Consider the following 19,248-nt stretch of genomic DNA (forward strand, 5'->3'; position numbering starts at 1 on the left):
CGACTACAGCGCCAGCCCCAGCCGCTGACGCAGCCGGAAGAAGTCGTCCGTGAAGGACCAGGCGAGGAGGGTGCGCAGCCGCTCGCCCTCGCGCACCGCCTGGAGCATGGGGTCCGGGGAATCCAGCCGGACGCCCGCGAAGTTCGGGTCCTCGCGCAGCACCATGCCCAGGGCCACGGCGATGTCGGCCGCCATCAGCAGGCCCGCCCGGTCCGCGGAGAAGTCCAGCGCGTCCAGCCACGGGCCCAGCTCCATCCTCTGCACGTCGCCCAGCGCCAGCGCGGGGCCCTCCAGCGCCTTGATGGCCTTGCGGGAGAAGGCCTTGCGCAACTGCTTCACCGTCTCGTCGTTGCGCCGGCCCAGCGCGGCGAACTGCTGCGCGTGGATGCGGACGGTGTTGCCGAAGAGGTCCGCCGTCTCGCCCTGGGACAGCTTCTCCAGCACCGCCGCCTTGTTGAGCAGGCCCATCGCCGCGCGGCCGAGCAGGAACTTCTGCTCCCGCGCGTTGAAGCGCCGGACGACGTCCTGGCCGATGCACACCGACAAGGGCTCGGTCGTCTCCAGCACCGTCAGGCCTCGCCGCGCCTGGTACGCGTCGAACTCCTCCACGCCGAACACCTGCGCCACGGCGCGGATGGCCTTGTAGACGGCGCTGTCCGGCTTGAGCTTGTCCGCCTTCGGGTTGACGCCGACGATGTCGAAGTTCGGCGGGTAGATCTTCTCGAGCTGATCCCCCATGGCCCGCAGCACCTCCAGCAGCGGACCCCGGGCGGTCGGGTGGATGAGGACGGCGTCCACGTCCGTGGAGGTGAGCCCCTCCTTGGGCTCCGGCGACAGGCGCGAGCGCCCCTCCATGTAGAAGGCCAGCTCCACCTCGTTGGCCGAGCGCAGGAACTGGAGGATGGCGGCCACGCAGAAGGCCTTGTCGAGCTGCTTCTGGCCCTCCCACAGCTTGAACAGCGCGTGCAGGCTGTCCACCCTCGTCGGGTCCTGGCGGAGGATCTGCCGGTGCTCCTCGATGGCCAGCGGCACGGAGGACGTGTCGCGGGCGTACAGGCCCGCCAGCGCGAAGCGCGCCGCCAGGTTGGCGCCGTCGCTCTCCACCACCGCGCGGTAGAGCGCGGTGGCGCGGGCGGGCTCGGACAGCGGCCCGGCGTACAGCTCCGCCACGCGGGTGCGCAGCGTCGCCCCGCGGCGCGGGTCCGACGAGGCCGTCGACTGCGCCTGGGCCTCCAGCATCTGCGCCAGCTCCGGCAGGTTGCGCGCGCGCTCGTACAGCACGACGAGCCGGTCCACCAGCGCCGGGTCCCCGGGCGACAGCTCCAGCGCGCGGCGGTACAGCGGCGTGGCCGCGGCGGCGTCCCCCAGCCCCTCGTCGTACGTGCGCGCCAGCTCCAGCGTGAAGCGCGCGCGGGACTCCTGGGGCAGCTCCTGCTGGAGGAGCTTGTGCAGGCAGTCCACCGCGCCCGTCCAGTTGCGGCCGTGCAGGTGGATGGAGGCCAGCCGCTCCAGGGCCTCCAGGTGGCGGGGCTGCGTCGCCAGCACCATCATCAGGTGCGAGCTGGCGCGACCGGGGTCGTTCAACTGCGTCTGGTACAGCGTGCCCAGCGTGAGGTGGAACTGGGCCAGGGTGCGCGGATCGCCGCCCTGCTGCACCCGCTGGCTCAGCATGGTCGCGGCCTCCGCGTACTGCTGTGACTCCAGCAGCAGCGTGGCGCGAAGCTCCAGCGCGTCCACGTTGCCGGGCTGGGCCACCAGCGCCCGCTCCAGCAGCGTCACCGCGCGCGCCTTGTCACCCAGGGCGGCGTGGTGCAGGCGCGCCGCGCTCACGAACGCCGTCGCCGCGGCGGGGCCGTCCTTCTGCGCCAGCTTCGCCTCGGCGCGGCGCTCGTGCAGCGCCGCCATGTCCGCGGAGCCGCCGCGCTGGGCGAGCAGCTCCTCCAGGCCCGCCTGGGCGCCCGGGTGCAGCGGGTCGCGCTCCAGCGCCTGCTTGTACAGCGCCGCCGCGCCCTCCACGTCCTTCTGCACCAGCGCGGCCAGCCGCGCCGCGCCGATGAACGCCTCGATGGCCCCGCGAGGATCCTTGCTGACGCGGGCCTCGGCCTCCAGGGCCGCGCGCGCCGTCGCCGCGTCACCGCGACGCATCGCCACGCGCCGGGTGCCCTGCAGCGCGGGCAGGCCCTGCGGCTGCAGCTCCATCGCCTGGCGGTAGAGCGCGGCGGCCCGCTCCAGGTCTCCGAAGCGCGTCTCCGCCAGCTCCGCCGTGCGCAGGAGCATCTCCAGCGCCTCCTCGGCGTCCCGCGCGTTCGTCAGCCGCAGGGTGTACAGCCGGGCGAGGCCCGCCATGTCGCCGGCCTGCTTGAGCGCGCGCTCCAGCGCGAACGCCAGCCGCGCGTCCGCGGGGTCCGCCTCGAAGGCGCGCTTGTAGGCCTCCAGCGTTCCATCGGAGGGGCCCTTGTCCAGGTCCACAGCGGCGGACAGGCGCAGCGCGGTGGCCAGGCGGGGGTCGCTCACGCGCTCGGCGATGCGCTGACGCAGCTCCGCGCGCCGGGGCCGGTCCGACGCCCGGATGCGCTCCAGCAGGGTGAGGGCGGTGAGGTTGCCCGTGTCCAGGCCCAGCACCGCCTCGCAGCACAGCGCCGCGCGCGACGGCTCCTGGAAGCGGTCCAGGTACAGGCGCGCCAGCTTCAGGTACGCGGTCACCTTGGCCATGGGCGTGCCGCCCACCTGCGTCTCGCGGTCCAGGATGGCCACCAGCTCCTTCATGTTCTCCTGGGCGAGGAACAGCCGCTCCAGGGCGCGCAGCGTGGCGGCGTGGCCCGGCGTCAGCCGCAGCACCTCCTGGTAGGTCTCGATGGCCAGCTCCGGGCGCTGGAGCGAGTCCTCCCAGATGACGGCGGCCTGGAACAGCGCGTTGGCGCGCTCCATGGGGTCGGTGCGGTTGGCGGCCTCCGAGCGCAGCACCTCCACCAGGCTCTCCCACGCACCCTGGGCCCGGTAGATTCGGGCCAGCGCGCGCAGCGCCGGGAAGTAGCTGGGCGCCAGCATCAGCGCCTCCTGGTACGAGGCGATGGCCTCGTTCTCCTGCGACAGCCGCTGCTCGTACAGCTCGCCGATCTTGTAGATGAGCGCGGCGGCCTGCTCGGTGGAGGCGGAGCTCTCCGACTCCGCCCGGTACATGTCCACCAGCTTCTCCCAGCGCCCGTCCTGCGCGTACAGCCGCCCCAGCGCCTTGAGCGCGGGCAGGTACGACGGTGACAGCGCGAGCACCCGCTCGTAGGCGGTGATGGCGCCCGCGCGGTCCTTCAGGTTCTCGTCGAGGATCTCCGCGTTGCGGTGCAGGAGCGACAGCACCTGCTTGGTGTCACCCGCGAGCGACGCCTCCAGGTCGTGTGTCTCCAGCAGCTCCCGGTACCGGCCCGCGCGCTCGTACAGCCGCGCCAGGTTGCGGATGGTGGGCAGGTGGTCCGACGCCAGGTCGAGGATGCGCTTCATGCACTCGATGGCGTGGTCCAGGTCGCCCAGCCGGTCCTCGTACACGCCGGCCATCTTGTTGAGCGTGGTGATGAGCTGATCGCGGTCCGACGTCTGGAGCAGGTCCTGCTCGAACATGGCCACCAGCTCCGCGAAGCGGCCCTGGCGCTCGTAGAGGCGGGTGAGGGCCTTCTGCGCGGGCAGGTACCCCGGCTGCAACTGGAGGCAGGCGTTGTAGCGGGAGATGGCGTCCTCCTGCCGCCCCAGCCGCTCCTCCAGGATTTCGGCCGCCTTGTACATGCGGGCCGCCTTCTGCTTGGCGTCCTCGGCGGCGGCGACCTCCGCGTCGAACACGGAGACCAGGCCCTCCCAGTTCTGCATGCGGTAGTACAGCTTGCCCAGGCCCGCGAGCGCCGCCGAGTGGCCGGGGATGCGCGCGACGATGGCCTGGTAGCGCGCCGCCGCGTCCGCCTCGCGCTTGAGTACCTCCTCGTAGAGCGCGGCCAGCCGCAGGTTGGTGGCGACCAGCTCGCTCTCGTCGTTGAGCGAGCCCACGCGCGCCAGCAGCACGTCCGCCAGCTCCTCGAAGCGGCCCTGCGTCTCGTAGATGCCCGCCAGCTCGCTGAGCACCAGCGGCTCGTTGGGCGCCGCGCGCCGGCCGGCCAGCAGCGCCGCGAGCGCGTCGTCCTTGCGGCCCAGCCGCTCGTAGACCTTGGCGATCTGCAGATAGGCGGGCGCCGCCTGCGGGCCCAGCGCGGTGGCCTCCGCGGCGAGCGCCGCGAGCAGCTCGTCCGTGCGACCCTCGCGCTCCGCCACGCGCTTGAGCGCGGCGAGCAGCTGGAGGTCGGAGCGATCCAACGCGAACGCCTCGCGGTAGAGCGAGGAGGCGGCCTCGCGCTGCTTGAGGCGCTCCTCGAGGAGCAGGCCCGCGGCGGTGAGGTAGTGCGCGCGCAGCGACGGCTGCTGCATGGTCACCGACAGCAGCCGGTAGACCTCCACCAGCGCGGCGGCGTCGTTGCGCGCGGCGTAGACGGACTCCAACTGCGTGAGCACCACCACGTCCGTGGGACGGCGCTCCAGGCACTGGCGCAGGCAGGCCGTGGCGTCGTCGTCGCGCGACAGCCGCTCCTGGAGGACGATGCCCTTCTCGAAGAGCAGGGCCGCCTGGTGGCGCGCGTCGTCGGTGGCGGCCAGCTCCGCGTCGAGCAACTGGATGACCATCTGCCAGTTGCCCACGTCCGCGAAGAGGCGGCGCGCGGCGCGGATGTTGACGAGGTAGCGAGGCGCCAGCTTGTACGCGTTCTGGAAGGCCACCGCCGCGTTGCGCGGGTTCTTCAGTGGCTCCTCCCACAAGAGGCCCACCTCGTGGAAGAGCAGGGCGGCGGTCGCCGCGTCCGTCGCGCTCAGGGCGCGGGCCTCGCGCTCCAGCGAGGCGATGCGCTCGCGCGCCTCGTCCTCGGTGCTGGTGGGCGCGGTCGGAGCGGGCGTGGCCTGCACGGACTGGCTCAAGGTCTCCGTCGCGGACGGTGTGGTCCTCGCGGGCGCTCCAGCTTGCGGAAGTGGGGCCGCGGCGGCGGAGGGCCGCGGGACATCATTGCGCTCGCTCATGGAAGGCCGGCTCCGGGCCAGGACGAGATATTGAGAAAAGGATTGGCCCAGACCGGTCGTAACACGCGCTTGGCCGGTCCCTCAACTTCCCGTCTTTCCTCGCGATTTGGGTGTCTGGATACCCGGGGATCGAGCGGACGGGCCCGGCGCCGCCCCGAGGGCCCGCCGGGCGTCCGGGCGCCGGGGACCAGCGGGCTTCGTCCAGGTTCACCGCCGCGGTCCGGACGAGCTGGTAAACCCGGGGAGCCGCGCCTCGTGTCACGGCGCGGCTCCTGTGAGTCGAGGGGACCGTCCGCTCAGCGCGCGGGCGTCATCGACAGGGGCTCGGGCGCCGTGACGTCGAACCTCCCGCCGGGCTCGTCACCGTCGAGGACTCCATCGAGGTCCCGGTCGAGGCCGATGCGCTGGCCCGAGCCCAGGGGCACGCAGGTGAACGTGAGCTGCCCGTTCGCGGAGAGCGTGGCGCCTCGCAGGGTCGCGGTCGGAATCGGCGGGACACCGCTCCGGTCCGACACGAAACGGCCGTTGCCCACGTAGAGGAAGCCCACGTCGTAGCCGCCGAGCCGCCCCTTCGCCACCATGTCGCACTCGCCCGCGTTCGCCCGGGCGATGAGCAGGTCGATGCGCGTCCCCACGGCGGAGGCGTTCGACGCCGTCAGCGTCACCTGCTGTCCGACGATGGGCGCCAGGTTGGAGTCGAAGGCGAGCATGAACTGCTCCATGTCGAGCTTCGCCTGGTGGCCCTCGGGGGTGAGGGGGATGCCCACCGGGTTGAAGATGGGATCGAAGTCGAAGCCGTGGATGAACGTGAGCAGCGTGGGGATGGAGCCGTCGCTGTTGAAGCCGAAGCCGCGGATCTGGTCTCCGAGGAACGGATCCTCCGGCTGCTTCCCGGCCGCGAACGGCGCTCCGAACATGCCGACCTTCTGGTACAGGTTGCGCATGTGCGGCACCTTGGGGAACTGCGTCGTCACGTCGAACGACGACCGCCCATCCGAGCCGAAGAAACCCTTGAACGCGCCTTCACCCGGGTTCGCGTTCGGGTTCAACACGTGGCACGAGCCGCAAGGGCCGTGGAAGAACGTGGTCGTCCCCAGGAAGAAGTCCTTGCCCGCCTGCTGCCGCGGCGTGAGGGAGTTGTCGAGCTGGCGGATGGGGTTGGGCGGGTAGACGATCTGGAGCGCGAAGTCGGTGAACTTCTGGAGCTGCTGCGGCGTCAGTTGCGCGCCGCGGCCCAGCAGGTCCTGGAAGGCCGGGTTGAACTGCTTGAAGGCCGCCGCCTCGTCGTACGAGCCGTTGTTGGGCTGGGCGCTCACCCCGTCGAAGCCGCCGTTGCGATCTCCCCGCCAGTGCATGGGGCCGTGGTTGGCCATGCCGCGCAGGCTCTGGGTCGACATGGGGCCCTTCATCGGGTGGAACGCGGTGCTCTGCCCGAAGGTCGGGTCATCGCCGAACTCGGGGGGGATGGGCACCACCGGGCTGGGGTTGTTCTTCACCACCGCGTCCGGGTTGCCCAGGTTCCAGGACAGGCTGTCGAAGTCGCCGAAGATGTGACAACTGGCGCAGGACGAGTCTCCGTGACTGGAGCTGTTGCGTGCGTCGTAGAGGAACGGACGCCCCTCCACCACGCTCGCCGGCTCCGGGTTGTACATGCGCACGTGGCCCACCTCCGCGCGGGTCGACGTGTTGACCACGGAGATGCCGTTGTCGAAGCGCGTCAGCACGTAGAGGCGCCGGCGGGCCTCGTCCAGCACGACGCCCGTGGGGCCTCCGCCGGTGAGCTCGATTTGATTCGCGGTGCTGGGGACGAAGGTGTCCGTCTCCAGCGCGGCCGTGGCGTACACGCCCAGCTTCGAGGACCCGAACGCGGCGACGTACAGCGTGGCGCCGTCGGACGTCACGGCCATGCCCAGCGGCTGCGCGAGGCTCCTCTCGCTCTCCGGGTTGGGCGTGGGCGCGCAGCAGGTGCCGTAGTCGATGTGCTTGTTGAGGTGCCGCGGCGTCACGGTGGACGGGCCCAGGACGGTGATGCGGCTCTCGTGCAGGTGGCCCCGGAGGCTCGTGCCCGCGAAGGTGCCGGGGCCCTCGAAGCGCAGGTCGTTCCGGGCCTCGGTGTTGCTCACGTAGACCTTCCCGCTGACCGGGTTGACGGCCATGTTGAACAGGATGGTGCCCACGCCGGAGTAGACGCTGCCGGCGCCCGTGGCGGCCCGGGGCGGGTTGGCGGTGGCGTCGATGGCGAAGACGTCCTTGTCCGGCAGGGTGAACTTCACCTTCTGCGTCCAGGACCGGTTGAGGACGTCGACCCAGTCCTGGCCGTTGTGCTTGAGGATGACGCCCGTCTCCGGCGCGCGGACCCCCGCGGCGTTGGTGTTGGGCCCCGGGACGCCGCCCGCCGCCTCGCCGCCGTCGGGGACCGCGGCCTCGTTGAGCACCGTGGTGCGGTTGCCGGAGTGGAACGCCGCCGCATACACGCGCGCGCCGTCCGGCGTCGCCGCGAGCGCGCGGGGCGTGTCCGCGAAGAAGGTGAGGCGCGTCAAGGGCGTGCCGCCCAGCGTCATGCCCAGTTGGTCCGCGTCGAATACCCAGACATCCGCGCGCCCCACGCCCGGCGTGGTGAGCTGTGGGTCGAACGGCGCGTTCTGTCCCCGGTGCGCGGCGGTGATGAAGGCGCGCCGCCGGCCGTGGCCCGCGAAGACGATGTCGCGGGGTTCGTCACCGACGAGCAACGTCCGGGTCACGACGCCGCCGCGACCGTCCGCGTCGACGCGCACGATGCTCACACTGTCGGACAGATGGTTGACGACCCAGACCTCGTCGTTCGTCCTCGCCGCGACGGCGACAGGCTCCAGTCCCACCGGTACCGAGCCTTGATGGGTGAGACCGTTATTGCCCGTGCGAAAGATTTCCAGACGGTTGTCTGGCGTATTGAGGGCGAAGAGCAGTCTTCCGTCGGGGGAGAGGGCCAGCGGACGCACCTGGCCGCTCTCGAAGAGGGTGAAGGGCGCCGCAGAGGCGCCAGGGCCCGTCGTGACGACGGCGAGCACCAGGGCGGCGAGGATGGCTTTCGAGACGCCAGGTCTGACTGGGGTGTACGTGCTCAAGACAATCTCCAGGGGTGAACGGGCCTTGCCTCGGTTGCCAGGCTGGAGAGAAGGTCAGGACAAGGGGGCTCGAATCCTGCGCCCCTCGGCACGGGCTGTAAATCCAAACAAGACAGCGTGTCCGTCATGCAAGGCAATGGCGTGAGGACTTGACGTCGGGCCGTTCTTCTCCCTCGCCTCCCGCGCGAAGGGAGGGCAGTCTCTGGAGCGGTCGGAGGGTCCGGACGTGCTCGATGGGAGCCGTCGCCGGACATTGAACCAGAAGGAGCGTGAGCGGATGGCCTGGAAGATGCCCGAGGAACCCTATGTCGACGCGGAGCCCGGCTCCGCGCTGGAAACCGTCATCGTGCCGCGCACGAGGGACCTGGGAGATGGCTTCGAGGTCCGGCGAGCGCTGCCGTCCTCGCGGCGGAGGATGGTGGGCCCCTTCATCTTCCTGGACCAGATGGGACCCGCGGTCATCCAGGCGGGCAAGGGGCTCGACGTCCGTCCCCATCCGCACATCGGCCTGGCCACGGTGACCTATCTCTTCGAGGGGGAGATCCTCCACCGTGACTCGCTGGGGATGGTGCAGGCCATCCAGCCCGGCGCGGTGAACTGGATGGTCGCCGGCCGAGGCATCGTCCACTCGGAGCGCACGCCCCAGGAGCGCCGCGTCGCGAGCAACCGCATGTTCGGCATGCAGTTCTGGGTCGCGCTCCCCGGCAAGCACGAGGAGGACGCGCCCTCGTTCGTCCACACGCCCCAGGCGGCGCTGCCCGTCATCCAGGACCAGGGCGTGGAGGTGCGGCTCATCGCGGGCGGCTTGTTCGGCGAGCGCTCGCCGGTGCGCACGCAGTCGGACCTCTTCTACGCGGACGTGAAGCTCGACGTGGGCGCCCGCATCCCCATGCCCAAGGAGTTCGAGGAGCGCGCCATCTTCGTCGCCGAGGGCATCGTCGACGTGGGCGGCGAGAGCTTCGGCGCGGGGCAGTTGCTCGTGCTGCGGCCCGGCGCGGACGTCGTCGCCCGGGGCGCGGCGAGCGGCCGCGCGCGGATGCTCATGTTCGGCGGCGAGCCCATGGATGGGCCGCGCCACATCTGGTGGAACTTCGTCTCCAGCTCCCTGGAGCGCATCGAGCAGGCGAAGGAGGATTGGAGGGCGGGGCGCATCGGGAAGGTCCCCGGCGAGACGGAGTTCATCCCGCTGCCGGAGCCGGAGCTCCCCATCCCTCGCTACCCCTGAGCCGCGTCGCGCTGTCTGGGATTGCGCGCCGGACGAGACGGCCCGCCTCCGGATGTGACGCCGGGGCGGGCCGTGGTGTTTCCCGAGACGCGCGGGGAGCTCAGGCGCCGGTGGCGGAGCGCACCGCGGCGACCAGCGCGCCGGAGTCGATGAGCTGGCTGACGGCCTCGATGTCCTTGTGCAGCTCGCGGTCGCGGTCCATGTGCGGCACCTTGGAGCGGATCAGCTCGTACGCCGCCAGCGCGCCCCGGCCGGGCTTCACCGGCAGGCGGAAGTCCAGCGCCTGCGCCGCCACGAGCATCTCGATGGCGATGCACGAACGGGTGAAGTCACCCACCTGACGGCCCTTGAGCGCCGCCGTCATGCCCATGGAGACGTGGTCCTCGCGGCCCGCGGACGACGGGATGGAGTCCACCGACGCGGGGTGGCTGAGCACGCGCGACTCGGCCACCAGCGCCGCGCTGGTCACCTGGGCGATCATGAAGCCGGAGTTGAGGCCGGAGTTCTTCGCCAGGAACGCCGGCAGGCCCGACAGGGCCGGGTTCACCAACTGCTCCACGCGGCGCTCGCTGATGGAGGACAACTGGGTGAGCGCCATGGCCACTACGTCCATCGCCAGGGAGATGGGCTGGCCGTGGAAGTTGCCGCCGGACACGATGCGCTCCGTCTCCGTGAAGACGAGCGGGTTGTCCGTGGCGCTGTTGACCTCCACCTCGAGGATGCGCCGGGCGAAGGCCATGCCGTCGCGCGCCGCGCCGTGCACCTGCGGCATGCAGCGCAGCGAGTAGGGGTCCTGCACCTTGCTGCAGTTGACGTGGGTCTCCACCAGCTCGCTGCCCGCCAGGATGTGCCGCAGGTGCGCCGCGCAGGCCTTCTGGCCGGGATGCGCGCGCACGTCGTGGATCTCCGGGATGAACGGCTTGTGGCTGCCGAGCAGGCCCTCCAGCGTCATGGAGCCGGCCACGTCCGCCAGCTCCGCGAGGGTCTCCGCGCGAAGCTGGAGCAGGGTGCCCACGGCACACATCGCCTGGGTGCCGTTCACCAGCGCCAGTCCCTCCTTGGCCTCGAGGACGACGGGCTGGAGCCCGGCGCGCTCCAGGGCCTGGCGCGCCGGCAGCCGCTGGCCCTGGTGGTACGCCTCGCCCTCGCCGATGAAGACGAGCGCCAGGTGCGCCAGGGGCGCCAGGTCACCGGAGGCGCCCACGCTGCCGCGCTCGGGGACGACGGGCACCACGTCGCGGTTGAGCATCTCCAGCGCCAGCGCGAGCGTCTCCGGACGGATGCCGGAGTAGCCCTTGGCGAGGACGTTACAGCGCAGCAGCAGCAGGGCCCGGGCCTCGGGGAGGGGCAGGGGCGTGCCCACGCCACAGGCGTGCGAGAGGATGAGGTTGCGCTGCAGGTCGCGCAGGTCCTTCTTGTCGATGCGGACCTCCGCCAGGGTGCCGAAGCCGGTGTTGATGCCGTAGGACGGCGTGTCGCCCGCGGCCACCCGGTCCACGAGTGCGCGCGAGGCCCGCACTCGGGCGGCGGCGTCGGAGGCCAGCTCCACGGTGGCCTCGTTCCGGGCGACCTGGAGGATCTGCTCCAGCGTCAGGGTGTCTCCGTCGATGAGGATGCGGGGGCGTGACATTGGGGCTCCAAGGGGTGTGTGGTCGGTCGACTGCGGCCCGGGGGCTTTACACCCGGGAGCGGGGCTCGTATAGCTCCGCGCGACCGAACAGGGAGGTCACGGGGCCCGTGGCACTGATCGTCCAGAAGTACGGCGGTACCTCCGTTGGTGACACCGAACGGATGAAGAACGTGGCGCGCCGGTGTCTGGCCGCCCAGCGAGCGGGCAACGACGTGGTGGTGGTGGTCTCCGCCATGTCGGGCGAGACCAACCGGTTGCTCAAACTCGTGGCGCAGATCACCGACCGGCCCGACGAGCGCGAGCAGGACGTGGTGGTCGCCACCGGCGAGCAGGTCTCCATCGGCCTGGTGGCGATGGCCATCCAGGCCCAGGGCGGCAAGGCGACGAGCTTCCTGGGGCATCAGGTGCGCATCGTCACCGACAGCACCTTCTCCAAGGCGCGCATCAAGAGCATCGACGCGCAGCCCATCCGCGCCGCGCTCTCCAAGGGCCACATCGTCGTGGTGGCGGGCTTCCAGGGCGTGGACGACGAGGGCAGCGTCACGACGCTGGGGCGTGGTGGCTCGGACACCACGGCGGTGGCGGTGGCCGCGGCCCTCCAGGCGGATGCGTGTGAGATCTACACGGACGTGGATGGTGTCTACACCACGGACCCCAACATGGTCCCCGCGGCGCGCAAGCTGGACCGCATCACCTACGAGGAGATGCTGGAGCTGGCGAGCGTGGGCGCGAAGGTGCTGCAGATCCGCTCCGTCGAATTCGCCATGAAGTACAAGGTGCCGCTCTGGGTGAAGTCGTCCTTCACCAGCGATCCCGGCACCCTCGTGTGTGAGGAGGACAAGTCCATGGAGGACGTGCTGGTCCGCGGAGTGGCCTACGACCGGAACGAGGCGAAGATCACCGTCTGCGGCGTGCCGGACGTGCCGGGCATCGCGGCGAAGATCTTCGGCCCGCTCGACGAGAAGCACATCGTGGTGGACCTCATCGTCCAGAACCCCTCGCGGGATGGGCGTACGGACCTGACCTTCACGGTGGGCAAGTCGGACTTCGTCAAGGCGCAGGAGGTGGTGCGTCAGGTGGCGCGCGACATCCAGGCGACGGGCATCGAGACGGACGACAACGTCGCCAAGGTCTCCATCGTCGGCGTGGGCATGCGCAACCACTCGGGCGTGGCGGCGCGGATGTTCACGGCGCTGTCCGCCGAGGGCATCAACATCCAGATCATCTCCACGTCGGAGATCAAGGTCTCGTGCCTGGTGCACTCCAAGTACACGGAGCTGGCGGTCCGCGCACTGCACACGGCGTTCGGCCTGGACCAGCCGCTGCCCCCCGAGGGCGCGGCGACCGTGTCGGAGTCGGCGGCGCTCAAGGGCGAGAAGGTCTGACCCGGTGACGGGGCGCACGGGCGCGCTCGCCGTCGTCGCGCTGGCGGTGATGGGCGTGGGGGCGGTGGCGCGGTGGCGGTGGCCAGACCCGGCGCCGGTGTTGGCGTGTCCTCCGGAGCAGGTCCGTTTCCGTCCGGACGGCGTGGCCACCTGTGGGGACGGAGAGGTGCCCGTCGGTGCGCAGGCCCTGGCGCTGGGGCACCGGCTGGACCTCAACGCGGCGACGGAGAAGGAGCTCGCCCTCCTGCCCGGCGTGGGGCCATCGCTGGCGCGGCGGCTCGTCGAGGCGCGCGACGCGGCGAACGGATTCTCCACCTGGGAGCAGGTGGACGCCGTGGCTGGCGTGGGTGCTGCCAAGTTGAAGACCCTCCAGGCGGCCACCGTGCTGGGGGCGCCTCCGGACGCGGGGCCCGTGTGGTAAGCACCTGACGTGCAGATCGCCTGCCCTCAGTGCTCGATGCAGTACGACCTCGACCCCCGGCTGCTGCCGCCAAGCGGCGTGCCGGTGCAGTGCATGCGCTGCAAGCACGTGTTCCTGGCTTCGCCGAACGGGCCGCTCCCGCTGCCCGCTCCGGGCTCCTCCCCCCCCGTGCCAGGCGCATCCCAGGGGGCGACACTGCCGCAGTCGAGCATGATGCGGACCCAGTTGTTCGGAGGGGCGGCGTCGACCCCGGTTCCGAATACGACGCAGACCTTCGGCGCGGTGGGGTCGGGGCAGACGCCCGTGCCGAATACGACGCAGACCTTCGGCGCGGTGGGGTCGGGGCAGGCGCCCGTGCCGAACGCGACGCAGACCTTTGGCGCGGTGGGTTCGGGACAGCAGGCCCCGGTTTCGAACATGACGCAGACGTTCGGCGCGGTGGGAGCAGGGCAGACGCCCGTGCCGAACGCGACGCAGACCTTTGGCGCGGTGGGGGTAGGACAGCAGGCCCCGGAATCGAACACGACGCAGACCTTCGGCGCGGTGGGTTCAGGGCAGGCTCCGGTTTCGAACGCGACGCAGACCTTCGGCGCGGTGGGTTCAGGGCAGGCTCCGGTTTCGAACGCGACGCAGACCTTTGGCGCGGTGGGTTCGGGGCAGCAGGCCCCAGTGCCGAACACGACGCAGGCGTTCGGCGCGGTGCCGCCCGTCGCGGGAATCTCGGAGCCGACCCCGGCCTTCGGGAGCGTCCTGCCCGCGCAGGGAGGCTCGCGGCCCGCGAGCGCGTCCTTGTCGAACGCGACGCAGGCGTTCGGTGTGGTGCCTGCCGTGGCGCCGCGGCCGGATGTCACGGCGGGGCGCACGCAGTCCCCGGTGTTCGGCGCGGCGTCGACGGTGAACGCCCCCACGCCTCCGTCGATTGCGCCCATGGCGGCGGTCGGTCAGCCCGTCGGCAACGAAGCGCCGGCGCCGCTCGGGAGGTCGCTGACGTTCAGCGCCGTGTCCTCTCCCGATTCCTCCAACCCGGTGGGCTCGACCCGCCTGTTCGGTGCGGTCGCCGCGGTGCAGGACGGGCCCGACCAGGGGCCGACGCTGACGCTCCCGCCCGAGCGCGAGGCCCCCGCTGTCGGCGCGCTTTCGCCGCGTGGAGTCGCAGACGCCGCCCAGCCCGCTGGTGGCGCGTCCACGCCCGACCTGGTGAACCGCAAGACGGCCCCGTACGGTGTCCAGCCCTCTGGCTCCACGGGGGGGGGACTCGAGCTTCCTCCGGAGGCACCTGGAGACGCCCCGGCAGGGGGCGGACCGGGGCTCAAGGGAGGCGGGCTGTCCCCGGCCAGTGGTGCTCCGCTCCGTGGCCCCTTGTCGTTGCCTCCGGAGTTGGTCGCGGCGAGCCGGGAGCGACGCGACACCGGCCCCAAGACATCGGACGGGGGTTCTCGCAACGTCCTCGTGGGTGTGCTCGTGGGCTTGGGAATCCTCCTGGCCGGCGTGCTTGCCTACCCGGCGTGGCGGGACCGGGCGTTGGACGTCCCCCCGGCCGCGGTGGCGGAGAAGGATCGCGCGTCGGTGACCCTGCGCCGGGACGACGCGGCCTCGCGCCAGCAGATCATCCAGACCCTGCGGGGACTGGTCGCCAGTCACCCCCGCTTCGTCGAGGCCCAGGCGGAGCTGGTGGTGGCCCTCTCGCTGCAACTGGCGGATCTCGACGCGGAGACGGAGTCGCTGCGCGTGAGCGATGAGCGCCTGCGCCGCGAGGTGGAGGTGCTCGAGCGGACCCATGAGCCCATCCATTGGGCGGCTCGCGTCGCCGAGAAGCAGGCCGAGCTGACCGATATCGCTCGCGTGCGTGCCCCGGCGCGCGAAAGGGCGGATCAGGTTCGCAAGGCGCTGGATGCCCAGGTGGCTCCGCTCCTGAAGGACCCGGAGGTGGAGCCTGCGTCCGCGCGGGCCGCGCGCGTGAAGGCCCGGGCCCTGTATGCCGCGGTGACGGCGGCCCCGGACGCGCTCGCGCTCGCGGAGTGGCTGCGCAATGTCGAGAGCGGCCCGAGGGCCTGGAGCGTCGTGGCCCGGGCCGAGTACGCGCTCAGCGCGGGCTCCCCCCCGGACTCGCTCCTCGATGCGGCCGGCAGCCTGGAGTCCCTCCGCCAGGAGGATCAGACGCTGCTGCGGGCCTACGTCCTGGGCGCAAGGCTGGCCATCCGGCAGAAGGAGCCGGAGGTGGCCCGTTCACTGCTGGACGATGTCCTCGCGCTCAACCCCAACCACGAACTGGCGCGCAAGCTGCTGAAGGAACTCGACGCTCGCAAGCCCGCTCCCGCGCCCTGAAACGAAGGCGGTGCGCGGCGTGCGCGGGGCTGGAGAAAGTCCAGTCCGAGGGGGCGTTCCCGGCAGGTCCCCCTCGCTCCCGAGGGCTGCGTCCTCGCGCTGATCGAGGCATGCCTCTTGCTGGACCCAGGTCGGATTCGAGGACTGGGTCTTGGGGAGGCATGGTCGATGGCGGAGGTCTTCTTCTGGTGTGCGGCGTTGCTGCTCGCACATACGTACTTTCTCTACCCCCTGAGCCTGTTCGCGCTGGAGGGTGTGGCGCAGGTGGCGCAGAACCTCCGGGCGATGCGCGGCGGGGAGGCGGGCAGGCGGGCCACGCGGGCGCGTGAGTCGCGTCCCTCGGTGAGCCTGGTGGTGGCCGCGTACAACGAGGCGTCCTGCATCGAGCAGAAGCTGGAGAACAGCCTGGCGCTGGCGTACCCGGCGGACCGCTTCGAGGTGGTCATCGGTTCGGACGGCTCCTCGGATGGCACGGACGAGAAGGTCCGCGAGTGTCCGGACGCGCGCGTGCGCCTGTCTCCGGCGCCTCGCGCGGGGAAGACGACGGTGCTCAACCGATGCATCCCCACGGCGAAGGGCGACATCGTGGTGCTCTCGGACGCGAACACGATGATCGAACCGGACGCCGTCGAGAAGCTCGTGCGTCACTTCGACGACCCGGAGGTGGGGGCCGTGTGCGGCAAGCTGCGGCTCTACAACCCGACGAAGCAGGACTACGAGGAGAGCGCCTACTGGAGCTACGAGTCGCTCATCAAGTTGTACGAGGGGCGGCGAGGGGCGGTGGTGGGGGCCAACGGCGGGCTGTACGCCATCCGCCGCACGCTCTTCACCCAACTGCCGCCGTCCACCATCGTGGATGACTTCGTGATTCCGCTGCGCATCCTCGAGAAGGGCTACAAGGTCGCCTACGAGGAGGAGGCCGTCGCGCACGAGGAGACGACGGAGGACTACGACAAGGAGTTCGGCCGTCGCGCGCGCATCGCCGCGGGCAACTTCCAGAGCCTGCGCATGGTGCCGGGGTTGCTCCTGCCCACGGCGGGCTTCCCCGCCTTCGCCTTCTGGTCCCACAAGCTCTTGCGCTGGTGCGCGCCCGCGTTGATGGGCATCGCCCTGGTGGCGAACCTGTTCCTGCTCGACAGCCTGTTCTACCGCTTCACGCTCCTGGGACAGGCGCTGTTCTACGCGCTGGCGTACCTGGGCAAGCTGGGCGCGCTGAAGCGGGGCACCGCGAAGCGGGTGGCCTCGGTGGCGTACTACTTCGTCACCATGAACCTGGCCATCGTCGTGGGCTTCTGGCGCTTCCTGCGCAACTCTCAGCGCGCGGCGTGGGACCGCACCGCGCGCGCCCCTTCCTGAGGCGCGGGGGCGCCGTCAGCGGAGCGCCACCGGCACGGGGGCGGGCTTCTTCGCCGGGGGGCGCGGGGGCAGCACGCTCCCGAACGCCGCGAAGAGCTGTCCGGTCAGCACCGGGTCCTTCTGGGGCCCCGGGCTGCGCAGGAGGTCGTTGAGCACCTCGCCCGTCTTCGGGTCGCGGGGGAGGTGGGGGCGCTCGAGGTTCATGCGGTAGCGCACCACGCCCCGGCGCACCCGGTGGATGACGGTGACGGTGCCCTGGTCATCCACGTCGTCGACGATGCCCACGTGGGTGAGGCCGTCGTTGCGCCGCCCATCCCGGTTCTGGTCGTACGTCTCGCGGAAGAACACGAGGTCGCCCGGCACGGGGCGCCCGTCCGTGTAGACCCGGCCATGCGCCTGGGCGAAGCGGTAGAGGGCGGTGACGCCGTTGTCGCCGGGCTTCACCGTCCCCTTGAAGGACACGCCGGCCTGGGCATAGACGCCCTCGATGAGGCCGGTGCAGTCGCCCGGGTACGTGCGTCCGCCCAGGGAGACCTGCGGCTTGCCCACCAGGGAGCGGGCCGAGCTGATCACCGTGCCGCGGGCCTCCACCGGCCCCTTCGCGGCGGTGCGAGCCACCGGCGCCGGCGCCTTCGCCGTGCGCGCCGCCGGGCTCGCGGGGCGCGAGGCCGCCCGCGCCGTCGTCGCCTTCGGAGGGGCCTTCTTCGCGGGAGGCTCCGTGCGGGCCGCCAGCGGGCTGGACAGCGACTCGCGAGGGAAGGCCGGCGGCGACGCCGAGCGGTAGCGCAGGGCGTACGAGTCCAGCCAGGGCTCCAGGCGTCCGGACGGGGTGGCACAGCCTGTCGCCAGCACCGCGAGGATTCCCACCAGCATGGCCAACCGCATGGAGCGACCTCCCTGTAGCGTCCTGAGGCAGCCATGGTCGCCCCGGTGGGGTGTGTCGTCAAAAAACCTACCCAGCCAACCGGCCATGGCGGCTCGGGTTTCCGGGGGAGCGCTGGTGCGGTATTGCTCGGGGCGCATGGGTTTCCTCCGCCGAGCTCTCATCGTCCTCCCGTTGTTGGCCACTGGCTGCATGCCGTCCCCGTACGAGCGGGCCGCCAAGGTCGATACCGTGGAGGCGTACCGCGGCTTCCTGCGCACCTACCCCGAGCACCCGGACACCGACGCGGCCGAGGCGCGGGTGGAGGAGCTGGAGTTCGAGGAGGCGAAGCGGCTGCACACGGTGATCGCCTACAAGCGCTTCCTGGAGTCGTACCCGGAAGGCGTCCACTCGCGCACGGCGCGCACGCTGCTGGAGGGCCTGCGCTTCAACGCGGCGAAGGAGGCGGACACGGTGGCCGGCTGGCGCCAGTTCCTCCAGGAGCACCCGGACGGGGCCCAGAAGGACGAGGCGAAGCGGCTGATGATGGAGGCGGAGTCGCGCGAGGTGTCCACGACGCAGGACCCCCAGCGGCTGGCGGAGTACCTCCGTGAGCGGCCGGATGATCCGCGCCGCCTGGAGGTGGAGACCCGCCTGGACGGCCAGGCGTTCGCGCAGGCCCGGACGGAGGGCGCCGCGAAGCTCTTCGCGTACCTCAAGGACTTCCCCGCGGGTGCGCACCGCGAGGAGGCGCGGGTGCTGCTCCTGGAGTTGGAGGTGGAGGGGCTGCTCGTCTCCGGCCTGGTCGACGAGGCCGAGGCGCGCGTGAAGGGCCACCCCCTGGGCGTGAAGCTCACCGGCTTCCCGGCGCGGCTGGCGCGGGCCCGCGCGGAGCGGTCCGCGCTGGCGCGTCCGGAGCCGCTCGCCCAGGCGTCCCACGTGGGGCACTACCTGCGGGACATCGAGGACCTCAAGCGCGCGCTCGTCGCGCCGGACGCGCTGGACCGGTGGCAGGCGGCGGAGGAGCTGGGGCAGCACGTGTCCGTGCGGGTGGTGGATCCACTGCTGGACACGCTGCGGGCCGCCCGCAACCCGTTGATCCGCCAGAACGCGCTGGCGTCGCTGCGCACGGTGCTTTCGGCGCTGCCCCGCCCGGTGGCGGAGTACGAGGTGGCCTCGCGCCTGGATGCCCTGCGCGAGCGCGCCAGCAGCGCGGAGATGTACCTGACGGTGGCGGTGCTGCTGGACCTGTCCGGGCACCTCGCGCAGGCGTCGACGGAGTACCAGCGGGCCTTCGACGCGGGCGTGCCGGACCCCGTGGTGCTACGCCGGTGGGTGGACATCCGCGAGTCGCGCAAGCAGCCGTTCTCCGCGGCCGTCGCCGCGCGGCAACTGGCCATGTGGGCGCTCACCGTGGCGCGCGAGGAGTCGGGGGCGGAGGAGGGGAGGGCGCCGCTCGCGTCCGCGCGGCAGTTGTGCGCCGCGGCCGTCAACGCCCGCTTCGCCGCCGAGGCCATCGCCCGCTCCCGCGCCGCGTCCACGGAGTTCCCGGAGGACCTCGCCGAGTTCGAGCGCCGCGCCGAGGAGGCCCGCCGGCTGGCCGAGGCCCGCCTCGCCGACGCGGAGCTGGTCCTGCGCGAGCAGAACCCGGGGGCCCGCACCTGCGCGGACCGGGGCGTCAGCGAGCGGCTGGAGGGCGCGGTGAAGGAGCGCACCGCGGCGCTGGAGGCGGTGGGCTCCAAGCTGCCCCAACTGGCGCGGTTGCTCCTGGAACTGGCGATGGAGCGCGACCCCTCCCCGCAGGTCCGACAAGTCGCCTCCGCCCGGTTGACCGCGCTGAAGCCCGCGCCCTGAAGGG

Annotated in this window: 10 protein-coding genes; 6 read left to right on the forward strand and 4 right to left on the reverse strand. The window is 71.7% G+C overall.

Going from position 1 to position 19,248, the window contains the following annotated elements:
* Nucleotides 1–3 precede the first annotated feature (3 nt).
* Together LZ198_RS22730 and LZ198_RS22735 are read right to left on the reverse strand one after the other, a co-directional pair.
* Nucleotides 4–5,082 carry a tetratricopeptide repeat protein gene (locus LZ198_RS22730; protein ID WP_253974129.1) on the reverse strand — a complete coding sequence of 1,693 codons (5,079 nt, stop codon included), beginning with the start codon at nucleotides 5,080–5,082 and terminating at the stop codon, nucleotides 4–6.
* A 296-nt stretch (nucleotides 5,083–5,378) separates the two neighbouring features.
* Nucleotides 5,379–8,186 (reverse strand): YncE family protein, encoded by a 2,808-nt coding sequence (locus LZ198_RS22735; protein ID WP_407667452.1) that lies wholly within the window; start codon nucleotides 8,184–8,186, stop codon nucleotides 5,379–5,381.
* Nucleotides 8,187–8,463: 277 nt separating this feature from the next.
* Between LZ198_RS22735 and LZ198_RS22740 the strand changes: the two genes are divergently transcribed.
* Nucleotides 8,464–9,411: a pirin family protein gene (locus LZ198_RS22740; protein WP_253974130.1), complete on the forward strand. Its 948-nt coding sequence runs from the start codon at nucleotides 8,464–8,466 to the stop codon at nucleotides 9,409–9,411.
* 100 nt (nucleotides 9,412–9,511) lie between these two features.
* On the opposite strand, the gene hutH is transcribed toward LZ198_RS22740, so the two are convergent.
* Complete coding sequence (hutH, locus tag LZ198_RS22745) at nucleotides 9,512–11,041, reverse strand: histidine ammonia-lyase (RefSeq protein ID WP_253974131.1); 1,530 nt, start codon at nucleotides 11,039–11,041, stop codon at nucleotides 9,512–9,514.
* A gap of 107 nt (nucleotides 11,042–11,148) precedes the next feature.
* Between hutH and LZ198_RS22750 the strand changes: the two genes are divergently transcribed.
* The 4 genes from LZ198_RS22750 to LZ198_RS22765 all read left to right on the forward strand — a co-directional run bounded on the left by LZ198_RS22750 (nucleotide 11,149) and on the right by LZ198_RS22765 (nucleotide 16,528).
* Nucleotides 11,149–12,426, forward strand: a complete 1,278-nt coding sequence (locus tag LZ198_RS22750; RefSeq protein ID WP_253974132.1) for an aspartate kinase — start codon at nucleotides 11,149–11,151, stop codon at nucleotides 12,424–12,426.
* 4 nt (nucleotides 12,427–12,430) lie between these two features.
* A complete protein-coding gene (locus LZ198_RS22755; RefSeq protein ID WP_253974133.1) occupies nucleotides 12,431–12,847 on the forward strand; it encodes a ComEA family DNA-binding protein in 417 nt (138 codons plus the stop codon).
* A gap of 9 nt (nucleotides 12,848–12,856) precedes the next feature.
* Complete coding sequence (locus LZ198_RS22760) at nucleotides 12,857–15,172, forward strand: zinc-ribbon domain-containing protein (RefSeq protein WP_253974134.1); 2,316 nt, start codon at nucleotides 12,857–12,859, stop codon at nucleotides 15,170–15,172.
* Nucleotides 15,173–15,340: 168 nt separating this feature from the next.
* Nucleotides 15,341–16,528, forward strand: a complete 1,188-nt coding sequence (locus tag LZ198_RS22765) for a glycosyltransferase family 2 protein (RefSeq protein ID WP_253974135.1) — start codon at nucleotides 15,341–15,343, stop codon at nucleotides 16,526–16,528.
* Nucleotides 16,529–16,543: 15 nt separating this feature from the next.
* On the opposite strand, the gene LZ198_RS22770 is transcribed toward LZ198_RS22765, so the two are convergent.
* A complete protein-coding gene (locus LZ198_RS22770; RefSeq protein WP_253974136.1) occupies nucleotides 16,544–17,413 on the reverse strand; it encodes a CHAP domain-containing protein in 870 nt (289 codons plus the stop codon).
* A gap of 52 nt (nucleotides 17,414–17,465) precedes the next feature.
* Here LZ198_RS22770 and LZ198_RS22775 point away from each other — a divergent pair, with 52 nt between their 5' ends.
* Nucleotides 17,466–19,244: a serine/threonine-protein kinase gene (locus tag LZ198_RS22775; protein WP_407667453.1), complete on the forward strand. Its 1,779-nt coding sequence runs from the start codon at nucleotides 17,466–17,468 to the stop codon at nucleotides 19,242–19,244.
* The last annotated feature ends 4 nt before the right edge of the window (nucleotides 19,245–19,248 follow it).

Origin of the sequence: Myxococcus dinghuensis, assembly GCF_024198235.1 — a bacterium.
Lineage (GTDB): Bacteria > Myxococcota > Myxococcia > Myxococcales > Myxococcaceae > Myxococcus > Myxococcus dinghuensis.